A 16,469-nucleotide genomic window follows, 5' to 3' on the forward strand; every position below is an offset into this window, starting at 1 on the left:
GCAGATGCATCATGAAAATTGCGGTTATTCATGGCGGAACGAGGTCTGGCGGAAATACGGATATTCTTGCGGAGAAGGCAGTTCAAGGATTCGATGCGGAGCACATTCATTTGCGGAAATATCGGCTCCAGCCAATTGAAGATCTGCGTCACGCCCAAGGCGGCTTTCGTCCTGTTCAAGAGGACTGCGATTCTATCATTGAGCGGATATTGCCGTGCGATATTCTTGTATTCGCCACCCCAATTTATTGGTTTGGCATGTCAGGGACATTAAAGCTGTTTATTGATCGCTGGTCACAGACGCTGAGAGATCCGAGATTTCCTGATTTTAAACAGCAAATGTCAGCGAAGCAGGCATACGTAACAGCAGTGGGAGGAGACAATCCTAAACTAAAAGGGCTGCCGCTGATTCAGCAATTTGAACATATTTTTCATTTTATGGGGATGTCCTTTAAAGGCTATGTGCTGGGAGAAGGCAATCGTCCCGGTGATATTCTTCATGATCATCAGGCGCTGTCCGCTGCGAGCAGCTTATTGAAAAGAAGTGATGCTCTATGAAGCTGCTGCTGGTTATCTCTGGTATGTTGATTCTCGCACTCTTTTTAGCTTGGAAAGCGCCGACTTCTGTTTGGGTACAGGCTGAAACCAATTCGCCTCAGGTTCAGCAATTTGTGAGAATGGCAGGCGCAACGCTGCAAGTCAAGCAAATCATCAAGAGTGATGCAGGCGAAGAAACAGTTGTCATATCAAATGGTATTTCTGGGCCAAAATAAAAAAGCACCTGTCCAGGTGCTTTTCTTTATAAATGAGGAACCACAAGACCTCCATACAAAAACGCCGCGATAATCAGGAAGGCCGGATGCATCTTGAATTTTGTCAAGGCAAGGAGGGAAATCCCCGCAATCACTATCGCTTGAACCCAGCCGATCGCTTTGATGCCGTCTGCGCCGATTTGCCAGGTAAGAATGAGCATCATGACGGCGATGACAGGCTGGACGGACAGCGTCATACCTTTGATGACGGGGGATTGGCGGAAGCGCTGAATGATGCGCAAGAGGACGATCAATGCGAGCGCCGACGGTACGACGGTGGCGATCAGCGCAATCAGGAACCCGGGCCACCCGCCTGCGCTGTAGCCGACATACGCCGCGATTTTGGTTGCGATCGGGCCCGGCAATGCGTTCGCAAGTGCGAGCATATTTGAGAATTGATCGTTTGAGAGCCAGCTGTATCTGTTGACGACTTCTTCAAACATCAGCGGGATCGACGCCGGTCCGCCTCCATATCCGAGTACGTTTGCGACAAAAAACGCCATAAATATATAAATCATGATCATGAGGCCGACATTCCTTTATCTTTTGAACGTTTATTTGTGATTTTGTCCTTTAATTTAAAATGAAACGCGCCGTACGCCAAGAAAATGATAATGACAAAGCCGGGATTGATCTGCAGCGTTTGCAGGCCGATAAAAGCGATGATAAAAAACAGGATGCCCGTGACCCAGCCGAATCCTTTAAGCGCTTTTTGGCCAAACTCGTACGCCATGATGCCGAGCATTACCGCAATCACCGGTGTTACGGCGCCAATCATGCCGGCAACAATTGCTGAGTGGCTTAACACATTGACAGCCGCAAACAAGCCCGCCATCGCAAGACATGTAGGCAGAATATGTGCGAGGGTTGCCGCGATTGCGCCTAACGTGCCTTTCAGCTTAAAGCCCAGATACGCAGCCATTTTTGTGGCAATCGGTCCGGGAAGCGCATTAGCGATCGCTAATATTTCTCCGAATTCATCATCATCTATCCATTTGTATTTATTGACGGCTTCATGGCGGATGAGCGGGATCACCGACGGGCCGCCTCCGAATCCGAGAATGCCCGTTCGGACCATCGCCGCCGTAATGTCCCAATAGGGATGTTTCATGGCTATGTCCTCCTTACAGCTTCATGCCCGTTCTGCTTTTATACCGTTTAATCAGCATTTGGCAGTCGACGCTGACGACGCCTTTTTGCGTATAGAGCCGTTTTGTCAAAAACTCTTCCATCTCCTGATCATTTGCGAAAATGCCGTGCATATGCAGCTTGCTCGGTCCGGTCATGTGATAAAGGCTTGTCACGGCCGGCTCCTTTTCAAGCTTTAATGCGGTTTCCTCCAAATACTGCGGCTCCACCTCCACATTAAAAAACACGGACACGTGACGGCCGATTTTCGCCGGGTTGATGACAGCGGTGAATTTTTCAATCACACCGGCATCCAGTAAATGCTGAATGCGGTGCTGAACCGCCACTCGCGACAGGTTAACCCGCTTTCCTACGTCTGTATAGGAAATCCTCCCTTCCTCGTGCAAAATCGAAAGAATCTGTTTATCCGTTTCATCAAGGACAAGATTCGGAATGCTGTATTCATGTTCCAACCTGCTTCACCTTCCTTCATTTGGTAGACATTATTGTATCATGAAACATTACGTTATGAAGAGAGAATTTTTTTATTGTTTTCGATGCGTAATAACTTAGAATTATTTCTTATCGAAAAGTAAATAGTGTGTGAGATTTTCTTTCAGGAATGTGGATGGCCGCGAAGCCGCTTTTTATACTTGAGAAAATTTGTAAAGGGGCTTGCCATGAATACTTCAACCATCGGAACGAAACAAATGGTCGTCAGTCCGCATTATCTCGCGTCTCAAGCGGGGGCCGGCATTCTGGAAAAGGGCGGAAACGCGTTTGACGCGGCAGTGGCGGTCAGCGCCTGTCTGGCAGTCGTGTATCCGCATATGACGGGTCTTGGCGGGGATTCATTTTGGCTCACTTACCATAAAGAAACGGGACGAATCAAAGCTTATAATGGGAGCGGCCGTTCAGGGAAGCATGTGACGAGAGACTTGTATCGGGGCAGAGAAGCGATCCCTCTGCGCGGGACAGAAAGCGCCATTACCGTTCCGGGAATGGCGGACAGCTGGGATGCCGTGCTTTCGGCGTACGGGCGTCTTTCGCTCGCTGAGGTGCTGAAGCCAGCTCTTGATTATGCGGCAAACGGATTTCCGGTGTCCGCCGACCAATGCGCCCACACAGAACGCAATCTCGCTCTTTTAGCCTCGACGCCTTACACCTCGGCCATTTTTACGAGAAACAAAAAAGCGCCCATGCCCGGTGAACGGTTTGTCCAAAAGGATCTGGCGGCCAGCTTGGAGCAGCTTGCCGAGAAAGGAAGAAGCGCTTTTTATGAAGGAGACCTCGCTCAACGCATCACATCCTTTCTGCAAAACAACGGCGGCCGTCTGACACTTGATGACTTTAAAGCCCACCGCGGCGAGTGGACGAACCCGGTATCCTCCGATTACCGCGGGTGCAAAATCTATCAGGCTCCGCCGAATTCACAGGGCTTTACAGGCTTAATGACGCTCAATATATTGGAAAACTATGATTTTTCTCAGATCGAACACGGTTCCTTTGACTATTATCATCTGCTGATCGAGGCGCTGAAGAAGAGTTTTCAGCACCGGAATGAAGTGCTGACTGATCCGGCATTTTCTCATATTCCGCTGGATCGGCTGCTTGATAAACGGTATGCAAAGCAGCTTGCGGAAGAAATCGGTAACGTGGCTGCGCCGGCGGTAAGCCGGCCGGTCGGAAGCGACACTGCTTATGCCGCCGTCGCCGATGCGGAAGGAAATGCCGTTTCCTTTATTCAGAGCCTCTATTTCGAGTTCGGATCTGCCGTTACAGCGGGGGAGACGGGCATTCTGCTGCAAAACCGCGGGTCATTTTTTTCGCTGGACGAATCCCATGTCAATACACTTGAACCCGGCAAGCGGACGTTCCACACCCTCATGCCGGCGATGGCCTGTAAAGAAGGAAGACCGCACATCCTGTACGGAACCCAGGGAGGAGAAGGCCAGCCGCAAACTCAGACAGCGATGATTACGCGCATCATTGATTACAAAATGAACCCCCAGCAGGCGATCAATGAGCCGCGCTGGGTCTGGGGACGGACATGGGGAGAGGAGTATGAAGGGCTGAGGGTTGAAAGCAGAATCAGCCCTGAAACGAGAGAAGCCCTAAGGCAGAGCGGCCACCGCGTCGAGACCGTTGGTGATTTTGACGGGCTTATGGGCCATGCGGCAGCGATCGTCATTGATGAAGAAGGCTTTCTCCAAGGCGGGGCCGACCCGCGCGGCGACGGAGCGGCCGCAGGAGTATAGAGCTGCGCTAACTGATGAAAAAAATAAGCACGCCAAGCGCGGCAGAAAGACCTGCGTAAAACGAATCGTACACATATTGCTTTTCCTCCCGCCGGTGCCGCCATTCCATTAAGCCGCTGCAGCAAAATAGCATGAAAACAACTCCCGCAAATACGTACATTTCATTGAAAAAATTCACCGCTGCGATGCCCGTAATAAGCAGTGTGATTTCGATTAATCGATGTGTGCCGTTTATCGGCTTCTGCTTTTTAACAGGCTTTGGCAAATTGAGAACTTTGACGGCAAATACTTGAAACATAAGGCTGAGCAAAATAAATACGGCTGAAAAAATCAGTAACTGAATGAAATCCATCGTCTGCCTCCTAAAAATGTGTCACTCGTTTCATACGAGTGAGGGCCTTGTAAGTTTCGGCATTCTATAAGACATTAGGCTGAGTTGCATGGTAAAAGACTCAAAAAAGACCCCTTACGAAAGGGGTCTTTTTGGCTAGTTTCTTCTATTATAATGGTTCCTGCTTCAGGTCGGGCGGACAAGTGTATATGTCTTCCCGAGTCTGGCGTATTCATTCCCCGCGAGCCTTGCCGCAGGCTTCAGCTCATCTGTTCGTATGTAGCCTCTATCGGCGTCATATACTTGGTCATTCAAATGAAAACAAACGACTCTGCCGATGATGAGGTCTGTCGTCGTTTCTCCGCTGTCATTTTGGAACGGAAGATGGCGTTCGAGTATACATTCAAACCTGACTTTTGCTTCTTTTATACCGGGAACGCTGATGCAAGCGCTGTCTGTCACAGAAAGGTCTGTCATGCCAAGTTCACTGACATCAGGATCAAGCCTTGCCGCCGTTTTGTTAATGTCTTCAATAATGGACTCATCACTGACGTGCACCACGAATTCCCGATGAGCGAGTGCGTTTCTCGCGGTGTCTTTCTGCCGACCGTCCGCGCGGCTGACTGAGATGGCCAGAAGCGGCGGTTCTGCGGAGACAACGTTATAGAAACTGAAGGGCGCCGCGTTTACGGCGCCGTTGATGGATGACCGCGTCGTGACAAATGCGATCGGCCGGGGAACGACTGTGCCCGAAAGCAATTTGTAAGTGTCTTTTGCGTTCAGTTCGTCTGCTCGTAAGATATGCATGATTTCGGCCGCCTTTCTTTATCGTATGACCTGATTATACAGAAAGAAAATTCGGAAACACAACAAAAGAAAACCGGCTGCATATCTTATCACGTGGCATATATCTGATTGAGGAAAAAGGCTTCCGTTTAGCCGGCAGCCTATTAACGAATGGTGTTACTTGTAGTTTTTCTTTACAACCCAGATGTTCCCGTCTTTCCAGTACTCTGTTTTGCTGCAGTAATCGTCTTTTTTGCAAGGGTCTTTTTTATGAGGACGATAAGGTTTTTTCTGCGTGCGTTTTTTCTTGCGGCGGCATGATTTTTTGTGGCTGCGAGATTTTTTGTGAGACCGGCAAGATTTTTTACGGCTGCGGGATTTTTTGTGAGACCGGCATGATTTTTTACGGCTGCGAGATTTTTTGTGAGAACGGGACTTTTTATGGCTGCGAGATTTTTTGTGAGAACGGGATTTTTTATGGCTGCGAGATCTTTTGTGAGAGCGGGATTTTTTATGGCTGCGAGATCTTTTGTGAGAGCGGCACGATTTTTTATGACTGCGAGATTTTTTGTGAGAACGGGACTTTTTATGACTGCGAGATTTTTTGTGAGAACGAGATTTTTTATGGCTGCGAGATTTTCTCTTCTTACTGCTTTTTGGTTCTTGGTACAAATAATCTTCCAATCCCTCGGTGCTTGCGGACTTTACTGCTTCTTCGATATCAGAATGGGAATAGTGGCCCATTTTGAAACCTCCTCATGATATATGTTTTAAGGATGCGATCCTTACTACCACATAGTACGCATGGATGAAAAAAGTGTATGTGTGATTCGCTGAGTTTTATATAAAAAGCACAGCCTAAATTAATACAGGGAGGGTTACTGATGAAAGACCAATCAACATTGCCTCTATACCAGCTGTTTATTCACCCGAAAGACTTAATGGAGCTGAAAAAAGACATTTGGGATGATGATCCGGTGCCCGCGGTGCTGAGAGTGAATCAAAAACGGCTTGACATTGATCTGGCGTACCGCGGCTCTCATATAAGAGATTTCAAGAAAAAGTCGTATCATATCGCTTTTTATTCGCCGAAAACATTTCGCAGGGCGAAAGAGATACATTTAAACGCTGAATACAAAGATCCGTCGATGATGCGGAATAAGCTGTCTCTCGATTTCTTTGCGGAGCTTGGGACGCTGTCACCAAAGGCGAATTTCGTAACCTTGCAAATCAATGGCAGACATGAGGGGGTGTATCTTGAGCTGGAGTCAGTGGATGAATATTTTCTGGCGAAACGGAATTTGGCGGACGGCGCTGTTTTTTACGCGGTGGATGACGACGCCAATTTCTCCCTCGTCAGTGATCTGGAGCGGGATACGAAAACATCGCTCGAACTTGGTTATGAAAAGAAAACGGGAACGAAAGAAGACGATTTATACTTGCAGGATATGATCTATAAAATTAATACCGTGCCGAAGTCAGAGTTCAAGGGGGAGATCGTCAAACACTTGGACGCCGATAAGTATTTGCGGTGGCTTGCGGGCATCGTGTTTACCTCAAACTACGATGGATTTGTTCATAATTACGCTTTGTACCGGAATCATGAAACGGGACTTTTTGAAGTCATTCCGTGGGATTACGATGCGACGTGGGGAAGAGACATTCACGGTGATCGGATGGAGGCCGATTATGTCAGAATACAAGGGTTTAATACCTTGACTGCAAGGCTTCTGGATGAACCGTATTTCCGCAAAGCGTACAAACGGCTTTTGGAAGAGACGCTTCAGACCCGGTTTACCATTGAATATATGAAGCCGAAGGTCATGTCACTGTATGAGCAGATCAGGCCGCATGTCGCGAAGGATCCATATAAGAAAGAGGAGATTGATTGCTTTGACCGGGAGCCTGAAGTGATTTGCGAGTACATTAAGGAGCGGTCCGCCTTCATCAGCAGTGAGTTAGAGCGGTGGAATATCTGATTTGGAAATGAAGAAAGATTTTTTACAAATAGGCTGGTGAATCAGTTCCCGAAAATAATCGTGATACGTATATATGCATTATGCTTTTTACATTATGAGAAAAATGACTAGGAGGACAATAGATGAAACGCAATACGAAGCGGCAGCGGTCTGATGACAACTTTTTGCATGCGATGGAAGGAAAAGTAATTACTGTCTACCGGGGAGGCCCGGAGTCCAAGACAGGGAGATTAGCAGACATTCAATCGGATTATATCGCTCTTCAGGTTGATAATAAAATCGTTTATTATCAATGGAAACACGTGAAAAGTGTGACGGAAAATACGAGTGAAACCGTATCGCCGGCCGAAGCGGCAGAATGTGAAAAAGCTGATGATTTTCAAGACCTGATCAGCCGGATGACCAATCGCACGGTGCAATTGAATCAGGGAGGTCCGGAATCGAAAAGAGGAAAGCTTCACGAAACAGGGGATGATTTTCTCGTGCTGGAAACGGAAGATGACGGAATCGTATACTTTAACGCCGACCATGTCAAAAGCATCAGCGCGGAACAAGAAGAGGACGGCCAAGAGGAGGAGCGCCCGGAATTTGAAATGGCTGATGATTTTCACGGCATATTTAAACGCCTGATCCACAAATGGGTATCCATCAACCGCGGAGGTCCTGAAGCCGTTGAAGGTATACTTGTGGATAATTCCGACGGCCACTACACTCTTGTGAAAGATAAAGAAGTGCTGCGGATCTATCCTTTTCATATCAAGAGCATCAGCGAAGGGGCAAAAGGAGCAGCTAAAAAAGAGGAGAATAAAGACGACGAGAATAAAGGTGAGAAAGAGAGCGCCGAAGAAGAAAAGCCGCATGAGGAAGAATCACGCGAAGAGCAGCGTACTTCCTCTAAAAAGTCGAAAAGATCGTCAAGATCCGTTCGATCTTCAAAAAGGGAGGAAGAGAACTCTTATAGCTATGCCACTGTATTAAGGACAATAGATTATCGGTGGAAACACGGCCGTAAATGATTGGTCCGTAAACGCGGGAGAGGGGGGAATGAAATGGCTGGATTAAGCAGATTTCTGGATAAACAAGTCGATATTGAGATATCGGGGAATACGACATTTTCAGGAACTCTTTTGGATATCGGTCAGGATATCATTGTGATTCATGACGGCCGGACGTTTCTTTATATTCCGCTGCTGCACCTTCAGAGGATGACATTGACGCTCCCGGACGAAGAGAATAAAGAACCGTACGCAAGAAAAAAAAGTCCGCATCCCGAAAAACAGGAACATTCCTTTTCTTACCGGAATACCCTCCAGCATATAAAAGGCAGATTCACAGAAATATTTGTTACGGGAGACCGTTCCATTCATGGGTATGTGACAAGTGTTTTAAATGATTATTTTGTTTTCTTCTCTCCGGTTTATAAGACTCTTTTCATCTCGATGCATCATTTGAAATGGCTGACACCCTATTCCGATGAGCAGACGCCGTATACATTAAACAGTTCAGAGCTGCCGGTTGTTCCCGCTAATGTGCCCCTCGTCCGGAATTTTGAGGAGCAATTAAAAAGATATATCGGGAAGCTGATTATTCTGGATTTAGGAGATATACCGAATAAAGTGGGGCTGTTGCAGGATGTCTCAGATAATATTCTTGAATTGACCAATGCAGACGGAGATACTGTTTTTTGGAAATTGAATCATTTAAAAACCATGCACCTGCCATAAATGATAAAACTGCCTCTCTTATACAGCAGGCAGTTTTTTTCATCAGGGCTAAAGGTAAATCCAACTGATCCAAACATATAAAACGGTAATGGTAAACACGACGGTGAGAGGGACAACGATAATGGTCGTTTTGATATATTCTGACCAAGAAACTTTTTCGCCGTGCTGTCTGATGATATGCATCCAGATCAGCGTGGCTAATGTCCCGATCGGCAGAAGCAATGATCCGATATCACTGCCGATAATATTAGCCAAATAAATGATCTTTACGGTTAATGGGTCGATGGACATTTCAGTTAAGGTCAAAGTGCTGATCATTAAGGCGGGATGGTTATTGAACAAATTAGAGAGGACGGATGTAGCGATGCCCATAATAGATGCGGCGTGGGCAATGCTTTGTGAGACATAAGGCTCAATAGACTGAACAAGCAGCGCCGTCAGTCCGATATTATGCAGTCCGTAGATGATAATGTACATCGTGAAGGCAAAAATAAAGATATGCCAAGGCGCTTTCCTTAATAAGTCTGCCGGTCCGATTTTTAAATAAAACCATCTCCAGCCAAGGAGGATGACTGAACTGATGACAGCCACGAGCGAAACGGATATGCCGTTGTAAGAAGCTGCAAACAGACTGATCCGGACGAACAATACAAATGCCAAAACACAAAACATGATGTTCGTACGGCTGTTTTGGGTCGGGTCTGGCGGAGGCTGAAGCGGGTGATATCGTTTGTGTTCCAGCGAATCAAAATGAACCGGAATATCGGGGAGCTGTTTCGGCAAACGGCGGTAAAAAACGGCAAACAGCAGAAAGGCCATAAACACCAGTCCCAGCGTGCCGGGGATAAACATCATATTGGTGTACAAATAAAGGTCCATGCCTATCATTTTGAGAGAAATTAAATTGACGATATTACTGACGCCGATCGGGGTGCTTGCCGCCGTCGCAATTAATACGCCGCTTATTAAATACGGTGTTTTCTGATGTCTTTTAAGTCCGAGATATTGTAAGACCAATAGTAAAATAGGAGTGGTGATTAAGACGCTGCCGTCATTATTCAGAAAGAGCGTCATTGAAAAACAGAGCAGGTTGGTCAGCCAAAAAAGCCGGATGCCCGATCCCTTGGCGCGGTGAAGCAGTTTGGCCGCCGCCCAGTTAAAAAAACCGAAGCTTTCCAGCGCGATCGCCATAATCATTGTGGAGATAATGGTGATTGATGCTCCGGTGACTTTTGACCCTATATCCCCCAAATCATGAAAGGAAACGGTTCCGCATAACAAAACGAGAATGGCGCCCAGCGACGCCGGAAAGGCTTCATTTAATCCCCCGGGTCTCCAAAATATAAAAATAATGGTCACAAAGAAAGAAATCAGGGTCAAAATGACGGTAATATGTGTAATGTGTTCTGCCTCCTTTTAGATGGGTCATTGCCGCCCCGTTATTTTTATCCCTCCTGATCAGTTGTACTGTATGTATACGGGTACAGGTCGTAAGGTGTACTGAGCGTTTCTACCAATTTAGTAAAATTCCATAAAAGCACAAAAAAAGAGGCTGCTTTCGGCGGCCCTCTTTTTTATGCATTTTCCTTATCCGCCTGCAATAAAGCCTGGCGCTTATTCATAATATCCAGAAAATGTTTCAGAATCGGGTTTTGATTATCCTTGCGGTAGGCAATGACCCATTCGGCAGTGAGCTGCACCTGATTAATGCCGCGGTAGGCGACTTCGAGATTAAACAGCTTTTTAGCAGAAGAAGGCACGAAGGTTACGCCGATACCGGCACTAACCAATCCGATCACCATTTGATACTCCGTCGCTTCCTGAACGATTTTCGGTTTGAAGCCCGCCTGCTCGCAGTAGTTCACAAACTCCAGGTATAAAGTCGGCCATGTTTCTTTCGACAGTGTGATAATCGGTTCATTTTTTAAATCCTGAATGTCGATTGTCTGTTTAGCGGTAAGCGGGTGCTGCTTCGGCAAAGCCAGAATGCACGGACTGCTCTGCACCTTTTCCATATGTAACGCGGAATGCTGTAAAGGCGGATGAAGGATGCCGATATCAATGTTCCCCTTCAGAAGTTCTTCCTGCTGTCTGAAAGAAGAAATTTCACGCAGATCAAGCTTGACGGAGGGGTATTTTTCGCGGAATTCCCGAATGATCGGCGGCAGAAATTCATATGTGGCCGAGCCGACAAAACCGACGACAAGGCGGCCGAGCTCTCCCCGCGCCGTTCTCTGCGCCATTTCAATCGCTTTGTCTATTTCTTCGATCGCGTTTCTGCTGTGTTTTAAAAAACTTTCTCCGGCAGCTGAAAGCTCTACAACCCGTTTCGTGCGCTTTAATAAGGTCACGCCGACTTCCTTCTCAAGCTGTTTGATCTGCTGGCTGAGAGGCGGCTGTGTCATATTTAACCGAAGCGCAGCTTTGCCGAAATGAAGTTCTTCGGCAACGGCAATAAAGTATTGAAGATGGCGAAGCTCCATCCTTATCCATTCCTTTCTCTTTGTTAATTATTCGTGAAACATATTAATCATACGGCGAATTGATATTGGAGGTCAATTTCCAAAGAGTGTATAGTGAATAATATCACAAATTACTTAAAATTTTATATTTAATATGCATAATAAGGAGTGAGGGTGTTGGCAAAAGCAACAAATGAACTAAAAACCTCTGAAAAAAATCGGGGGGCGGAGCTTGTTGTTGATTGCTTAGTGGAGCAAGGTGTCACACATGTTTTTGGCATTCCGGGTGCAAAAATTGATGCAGTATTTGATGCGTTAAAAGATAAAGGACCTGAACTGGTTTTATGCCGTCACGAACAGAACGCTGCATTTATGGCTGCGGCTGTCGGAAGACTGACTGGAAAACCAGGCGTTTGTCTCGTTACTTCAGGCCCGGGGGCATCCAACTTGGCGACCGGCTTGTTAACGGCTAATACAGAAGGTGATCCGGTAGTGGCGCTGGCGGGTAACGTAATTCGCGCAGACCGGTTAAAACGGACACACCAATCATTGGACAATGCGGCGCTATTTCAGCCGATTACAAAATACAGTGTAGAAGTACAGGAAACAGGGAATATACCAGAAGCGGTAACAAACGCCTTCAGGGCAGCGTCAGCAGGTCAGGCAGGCGCGGCTTTTGTGAGCTTTCCGCAGGATGTTGTGAATGAAATCACAAACGTGAAAAACGTACGCAGCGTGCCGGCGCCGAAACAAGGCCCTGCACCGGAAGAAGCGGTCAGCGCGGCTATCGCGAAAATCCAGACGGCGAAACTTCCCGTTCTGTTAGTCGGCATGAAAGGCGGAAGACCGGAGGCGGTAAAACAAATCCGCAGACTGCTTGCCAAAACAAAACTGCCTTTCGTAGAAACGTACCAAGGGGCCGGCACATTGTCCAGAGAGCTGGAAGGCCAATATTTCGGCCGGATCGGACTGTTCCGCAACCAGCCGGGCGATCTTCTGCTTGAACAGGCGGATGTCGTATTAACGATCGGTTATGATCCGATTGAATACGATCCGAAGTTCTGGAACGTAAACGGCGACCGTGCTATTATCCATCTTGACGAAATCCAGGCCGATATCGATCATGCCTATCAGCCGGAATTAGAATTATTAGGCGATATCGCCGCTACGGTTAAACAAATTGAACACGACGCTGTGACATTTGATATGGGCAGCCGTGAACAAGAAGTGCTGAGCGAATTAAAACAGATGCTCACAGACAGCGAGAAGGCGCCAAGCGACCATAAATCCGACAGAGTGCATCCTCTGCAAATCGTCCAAGAACTGCGCAATGCAATTGATGACGACGTAACCGTCACTTGCGATATCGGTTCTCACGCGATCTGGATGTCCCGCTACTTCCGCGCTTATGAGCCGCTGAAACTGTTGATCAGCAACGGCATGCAGACATTGGGCGTAGCGCTTCCTTGGGCGATTGCCGCCACATTGGTGAATCCGGGTGAAAAAGTCGTATCCGTTTCAGGAGACGGAGGATTCCTGTTCTCTGCAATGGAATTGGAAACGGCAGTCCGCTTAAAAGCGCCGATCGTTCACCTTGTATGGAATGACAGCACATATGATATGGTCGCATTCCAGCAAATGAAAAAATATAACCGTACATCATGCGTAGATTTCGGAAACATTGACATCGTAAAATATGCAGAAAGCTTCGGCGCCACCGGCTTGCGCGTTGAGTCACCGGAACAGCTGGCAGACGTGCTGCAAAAAGGCTTGAACACAGAAGGCCCTGTCATCATTGACATTCCTGTCGATTACAGTGACAATGTTCATTTATCAAGCGACATGCTTCCGAAGCAATTCAAAGAAAAAATGAAAGCAAAAGCTCTCTAGCACTCTGCGCACCATGACCTGTTTTCTAAAACAGCCCAATTTAAAAGGAGTGAAGGGAATATGAAAAACGCAAGCGACATCCATATGATGAGCCGCGGAGAAAAAGGCTCACCTGAGGATCAGATCTATCAAGTATCCACAATGACATCTCTGCTGGACGGAGTATATGACGGAGATTTTGATATGGCTGACATTCCGAAGTTCGGTGATTTCGGAATCGGCACGTTCAACAAACTGGACGGCGAATTAATCGGATTTGACGGAGAATTTTACCGTCTGCGCGGCGACGGTACGGCTACGCCTGTTAAAGGCGGAGACCTGTCACCATTCTGCTCATTCACATTTTTTACGCCGGATATGACGCATACGATCGACGGCGAAATGACCCGTGAAGAATTCGAGCAGGAAATCGCCAGCCTTCTGCCTAGTAAAAACTTATTTTATGCGATCCGTTTAGACGGCGTATTTAAAAAGGTGCAGACAAGAACGGTAGAACGCCAGGAGAAACCGTACGTTCCGATGATCGAAGCGGTAAAAACACAGCCTGTGTTCAACTTTGACGACATCCAGGGTACAATCGCCGGCTTCTGGACGCCGGGTTACGCAAACGGCATCGCTGTTTCCGGATATCACCTGCACTTCATTGATGAAGGACGCAATTCCGGCGGACACGTGTTTGACTATGTCATTAAAGATTGTAAAGTGACCATTTCTCAAAAAATGAATATGAACCTCAAGCTTCCGAATACGGCGGACTTTTTCAACGCAAATTTAGATAATCCGAATTTTGCGAAGGACATCGAAACAACCGAAGGAAGCCCGGAATAAATTAAAAAAGAAAGCCCCATTTTTCTCGGGGGCTTTCTTTTTATTTGGCTGAACCGGCAAAGATTAGGTAAAATACAGTCAAAAGGGAAAGGTGTGGTAGCTGTGAAAGTATTGGTATTAGCGGTTCATCCTGACATGAACAACTCAGCGGTCAATAAGGCGTGGACAGAAGAATTAAAAAATCATGATGAAATCACGGTCCGTGAGCTTTATAAAGAATATCCGGACGGGAAAATAGATGCGGAAAAGGAACGGCAGCTGTGTGAACAGTATGACCGGATCGTATTTCAATTCCCGCTGTACTGGTACAGTGCGCCTCCGCTTTTAAAAACATGGATGGATCATGTGCTGGCGTATGGATGGGCTTACGGCTCCAAAGGAAAGGCGCTGCACGGCAAAGAATTGCTGCTGGCTGTTTCCGTAGGTGCCGGAGAGGATGCATATCAGGCAGGCGGGTCTAACCATTTTTCACTGAGCGAGCTCTTAAGGCCGTTTCAGGCAATGGCTAATTTTACGGGTATGACCTATTTGCCGGCTTTCGCGATGTACGGGGTAAGCAGCGCCGATGCTGCGGCTATCCGTGACAATGCCAAACGCCTGGCGGATTACATAAAGAAGCCATTTTAGAGTCGTATGCATTCATCTTCATCCGACAATATTTCCTGAGAAATATTTCGAACCTTAGACGTTTCTGACTGCTCAAGAAAGAAAAAACGGATTTCGCGCTGAATTTGCGAAATCCGTTTTGATATTATGTCAGTTTTTGCAGATCTTTTGTGCTGATATATCCCGTTGCGCCCCCGTAATCGACAAGCGCCCAGCCGAAGTCAATGCCGCCGCCGGCTGTCTTTTTCCATCCGAGGAAAGAAACGCTCGTGTTTTTTGCAAGGGAAGCTTTGACCGCTTGTTTGTCTGTATATACTTTTGTTTTTGCCGTCGTTTTTACGGTTGTTGCTTCTTTAACAATATAATGAGTAGATACAAATCCTGTTTTTCCGTTTTTATAATGTACTTTTGCCCAGTCAGCGTTCTGGAAGGAAACGATCTTTAAGCTGTCGCCTAAATGAAGGGTATCAGCTCTCGGACTGGCTGCTGATGCTTTTGTTCTGACGTTCAATGCTTCCGCGGAAACGAGATAAGAGTCAAGCGGGTAGCTGTACAGATCGTCAATTTTGACCGCTTCTTGCGCGTGTGTCTCCGGAAGAGGCGTTATTCCGGCAGCTGAAGCCGCTGTTATTCCCGCTGCAAGGGTCAGAATGGATGCCGCTTTGGCTGTTTTCTTCATCTGTATCTCTCCTTTTACTTCATCCTTTCACGTTTTACCGGAAGTCTAAACATCGGCCGGTTATTTTTGTGTTTGAAGTTTCAATGGAGCGGAAATGGTTTTTTTGACTTTTTCTCCTTTGAGCACCTGCTCCGCCGCTTCGGCCGCCAGTTTTCCGATCAGCTTCGGCTGCTGGGCGACCGTGGCTGTCAGCTTTCCGTTTTTAATGGAAGAAATCGCATCTTTATTTCCGTCGAAACCGACGACCAAAATGTGTTTGCCCGAGCTGTTAATCGCTTCGAGCGCGCCGAGTGCCATTTCATCATTATGGGCGAACACGGCTTTAATATCCGGATGTCCCTGCAACAGGTTTTCCATAACGGTCAATCCTTTTGTACGGTCAAAATCCGCTGCTTGCTTTGTTACGACATCCAGCTTTTTGTCGGCAATATGATGAAAGCCCGTTCCGCGTTCCCGTGTCGCGGATGCGCCCGGCACCCCTTGCAGTTCAGCCACTTTGGCGCCTTTTCCGAGCTGATCGGCGAGGTAGTCAGCCGCCATTTCTCCTCCTTTGACATTGTCAGAGGCGACAAGCGTTTCGACTTTGCCGTGTTCGGCTGAACGATCAAGCGCAATGACGGGAATGCCGAGGGAATTTGCCGATTCGACGGCTGTTGAAATCGCTGATGAATCGGTCGGATTGACCAGCAGCGCATCGACTCCCTGCTGGATCAAATCTTCTACGTCATTTGACTGTTTAGATGAATCATTTTGGGCATCGACAATAATGACCTTCATGCCCCGTTTTTTGGCTTCCTTTACAACGCCTTCTTTTAATGAAACGAAGAACGGATTGTTCAATGTAGAGACGGAGAGCCCGATAGTGAATTCTTTTTTATGTTTTGTGTTTGACGGTTTTGCCCATTGGGGCGGTTCAAGTGAACAGGCGGACAGCAAAAACAGTGATAATGCCGCGATCGTGATGATGGCTTTCTTCATAATGGTCCT

General features: G+C 47.1%; 19 protein-coding genes. 9 read left to right on the plus strand and 10 right to left on the minus strand.

Annotated features, from left to right (window positions below):
* The first annotated feature begins 11 nt into the window (after nt 1–11).
* A complete protein-coding gene (locus G9F75_RS02465; RefSeq protein WP_109567258.1) occupies nt 12–557 on the plus strand; it encodes a flavodoxin family protein in 546 nt (181 codons plus the stop codon).
* Nucleotides 554–772: a hypothetical protein gene (locus tag G9F75_RS02470; RefSeq protein ID WP_014419056.1), complete on the plus strand. Its 219-nt coding sequence runs from the start codon at nt 554–556 to the stop codon at nt 770–772. Before G9F75_RS02465 ends, G9F75_RS02470 begins: the two co-directional genes overlap by 4 nt.
* Before the next feature lie 26 nt (nt 773–798).
* Here the strand turns inward: G9F75_RS02470 and chrA are convergent, their stop codons facing one another.
* Genes chrA through chrS form a run of 3 tightly spaced genes read right to left on the minus strand, consistent with a single transcriptional unit; the run spans nt 799 to nt 2,412 of the window.
* Entirely contained in the window at nt 799–1,335 is a 537-nt protein-coding gene (gene chrA, locus G9F75_RS02475; RefSeq protein WP_021494837.1) for a chromate resistance efflux protein ChrA, read from the minus strand.
* The gene (gene chrB, locus G9F75_RS02480) at nt 1,332–1,922 is read right to left on the minus strand and encodes a chromate efflux transporter subunit ChrB (protein ID WP_017418772.1); all 591 of its coding nucleotides are present in this window, start codon (nt 1,920–1,922) and stop codon (nt 1,332–1,334) included. Before chrB ends, chrA begins: the two co-directional genes overlap by 4 nt.
* A gap of 13 nt (nt 1,923–1,935) precedes the next feature.
* Nucleotides 1,936–2,412: a chromate efflux transcriptional regulator ChrS gene (gene chrS, locus G9F75_RS02485; RefSeq protein ID WP_007407537.1), complete on the minus strand. Its 477-nt coding sequence runs from the start codon at nt 2,410–2,412 to the stop codon at nt 1,936–1,938.
* A gap of 207 nt (nt 2,413–2,619) precedes the next feature.
* Here chrS and ggt point away from each other — a divergent pair, with 207 nt between their 5' ends.
* Entirely contained in the window at nt 2,620–4,197 is a 1,578-nt protein-coding gene (gene ggt / locus G9F75_RS02490) for a gamma-glutamyltransferase (RefSeq protein ID WP_115941123.1), read from the plus strand.
* A 7-nt stretch (nt 4,198–4,204) separates the two neighbouring features.
* On the opposite strand, the gene G9F75_RS02495 is transcribed toward ggt, so the two are convergent.
* The 3 genes from G9F75_RS02495 to G9F75_RS02505 all read right to left on the minus strand — a co-directional run bounded on the left by G9F75_RS02495 (nt 4,205) and on the right by G9F75_RS02505 (nt 6,058).
* Complete coding sequence (locus G9F75_RS02495; RefSeq protein ID WP_167408909.1) at nt 4,205–4,549, minus strand: DUF4181 domain-containing protein; 345 nt, start codon at nt 4,547–4,549, stop codon at nt 4,205–4,207.
* A 165-nt stretch (nt 4,550–4,714) separates the two neighbouring features.
* Nucleotides 4,715–5,335 (minus strand): flavin reductase family protein, encoded by a 621-nt coding sequence (locus tag G9F75_RS02500; RefSeq protein ID WP_163068928.1) that lies wholly within the window; start codon nt 5,333–5,335, stop codon nt 4,715–4,717.
* A 156-nt stretch (nt 5,336–5,491) separates the two neighbouring features.
* On the minus strand, nt 5,492–6,058 hold the full coding sequence (locus tag G9F75_RS02505) for a CotG/ExsB N-terminal domain-containing protein (RefSeq protein ID WP_021494842.1): 567 nt from the start codon (nt 6,056–6,058) through the stop codon (nt 5,492–5,494).
* 140 nt (nt 6,059–6,198) lie between these two features.
* On the opposite strand from G9F75_RS02505, the gene G9F75_RS02510 reads away from it, so the two are divergent.
* The 3 genes from G9F75_RS02510 to G9F75_RS02520 all read left to right on the plus strand — a co-directional run bounded on the left by G9F75_RS02510 (nt 6,199) and on the right by G9F75_RS02520 (nt 9,017).
* Nucleotides 6,199–7,293, plus strand: coding sequence for a CotH kinase family protein (locus tag G9F75_RS02510; RefSeq protein ID WP_014419050.1), 1,095 nt, complete (start codon nt 6,199–6,201; stop codon nt 7,291–7,293).
* Between the two features lie 122 nt (nt 7,294–7,415).
* Entirely contained in the window at nt 7,416–8,309 is an 894-nt protein-coding gene (locus G9F75_RS02515) for a hypothetical protein (RefSeq protein WP_007614229.1), read from the plus strand.
* Between the two features lie 33 nt (nt 8,310–8,342).
* A complete protein-coding gene (locus tag G9F75_RS02520; RefSeq protein ID WP_007407530.1) occupies nt 8,343–9,017 on the plus strand; it encodes a hypothetical protein in 675 nt (224 codons plus the stop codon).
* 48 nt (nt 9,018–9,065) lie between these two features.
* Here G9F75_RS02520 and G9F75_RS02525 read toward each other — a convergent pair whose 3' ends face one another.
* Together G9F75_RS02525 and alsR are read right to left on the minus strand one after the other, a co-directional pair.
* Complete coding sequence (locus tag G9F75_RS02525) at nt 9,066–10,397, minus strand: arsenic transporter (RefSeq protein ID WP_022553890.1); 1,332 nt, start codon at nt 10,395–10,397, stop codon at nt 9,066–9,068.
* 194 nt (nt 10,398–10,591) lie between these two features.
* Nucleotides 10,592–11,500: an acetoin biosynthesis transcriptional regulator AlsR gene (gene alsR / locus G9F75_RS02530; protein ID WP_021494844.1), complete on the minus strand. Its 909-nt coding sequence runs from the start codon at nt 11,498–11,500 to the stop codon at nt 10,592–10,594.
* 156 nt (nt 11,501–11,656) lie between these two features.
* Here alsR and alsS point away from each other — a divergent pair, with 156 nt between their 5' ends.
* The 3 genes from alsS to G9F75_RS02545 all read left to right on the plus strand — a co-directional run bounded on the left by alsS (nt 11,657) and on the right by G9F75_RS02545 (nt 14,824).
* Entirely contained in the window at nt 11,657–13,369 is a 1,713-nt protein-coding gene (gene alsS, locus G9F75_RS02535) for an acetolactate synthase AlsS (protein WP_167408910.1), read from the plus strand.
* 60 nt (nt 13,370–13,429) lie between these two features.
* Nucleotides 13,430–14,197, plus strand: a complete 768-nt coding sequence (budA, locus tag G9F75_RS02540; protein ID WP_003151318.1) for an acetolactate decarboxylase — start codon at nt 13,430–13,432, stop codon at nt 14,195–14,197.
* A gap of 102 nt (nt 14,198–14,299) precedes the next feature.
* Nucleotides 14,300–14,824, plus strand: a complete 525-nt coding sequence (locus tag G9F75_RS02545) for an NAD(P)H-dependent oxidoreductase (protein ID WP_020956445.1) — start codon at nt 14,300–14,302, stop codon at nt 14,822–14,824.
* A 124-nt stretch (nt 14,825–14,948) separates the two neighbouring features.
* Here the strand turns inward: G9F75_RS02545 and G9F75_RS02550 are convergent, their stop codons facing one another.
* Both G9F75_RS02550 and rbsB read right to left on the minus strand, forming a co-directional pair.
* On the minus strand, nt 14,949–15,482 hold the full coding sequence (locus tag G9F75_RS02550) for an SH3 domain-containing protein (RefSeq protein WP_007407525.1): 534 nt from the start codon (nt 15,480–15,482) through the stop codon (nt 14,949–14,951).
* Nucleotides 15,483–15,542: 60 nt separating this feature from the next.
* Nucleotides 15,543–16,460: a ribose ABC transporter substrate-binding protein RbsB gene (gene rbsB, locus G9F75_RS02555; RefSeq protein WP_095060226.1), complete on the minus strand. Its 918-nt coding sequence runs from the start codon at nt 16,458–16,460 to the stop codon at nt 15,543–15,545.
* Nucleotides 16,461–16,469: the final 9 nt, after the last annotated feature.

Source organism: Bacillus sp. EKM208B (assembly GCF_011800725.1).
GTDB lineage: Bacteria > Bacillota > Bacilli > Bacillales > Bacillaceae > Bacillus > Bacillus velezensis.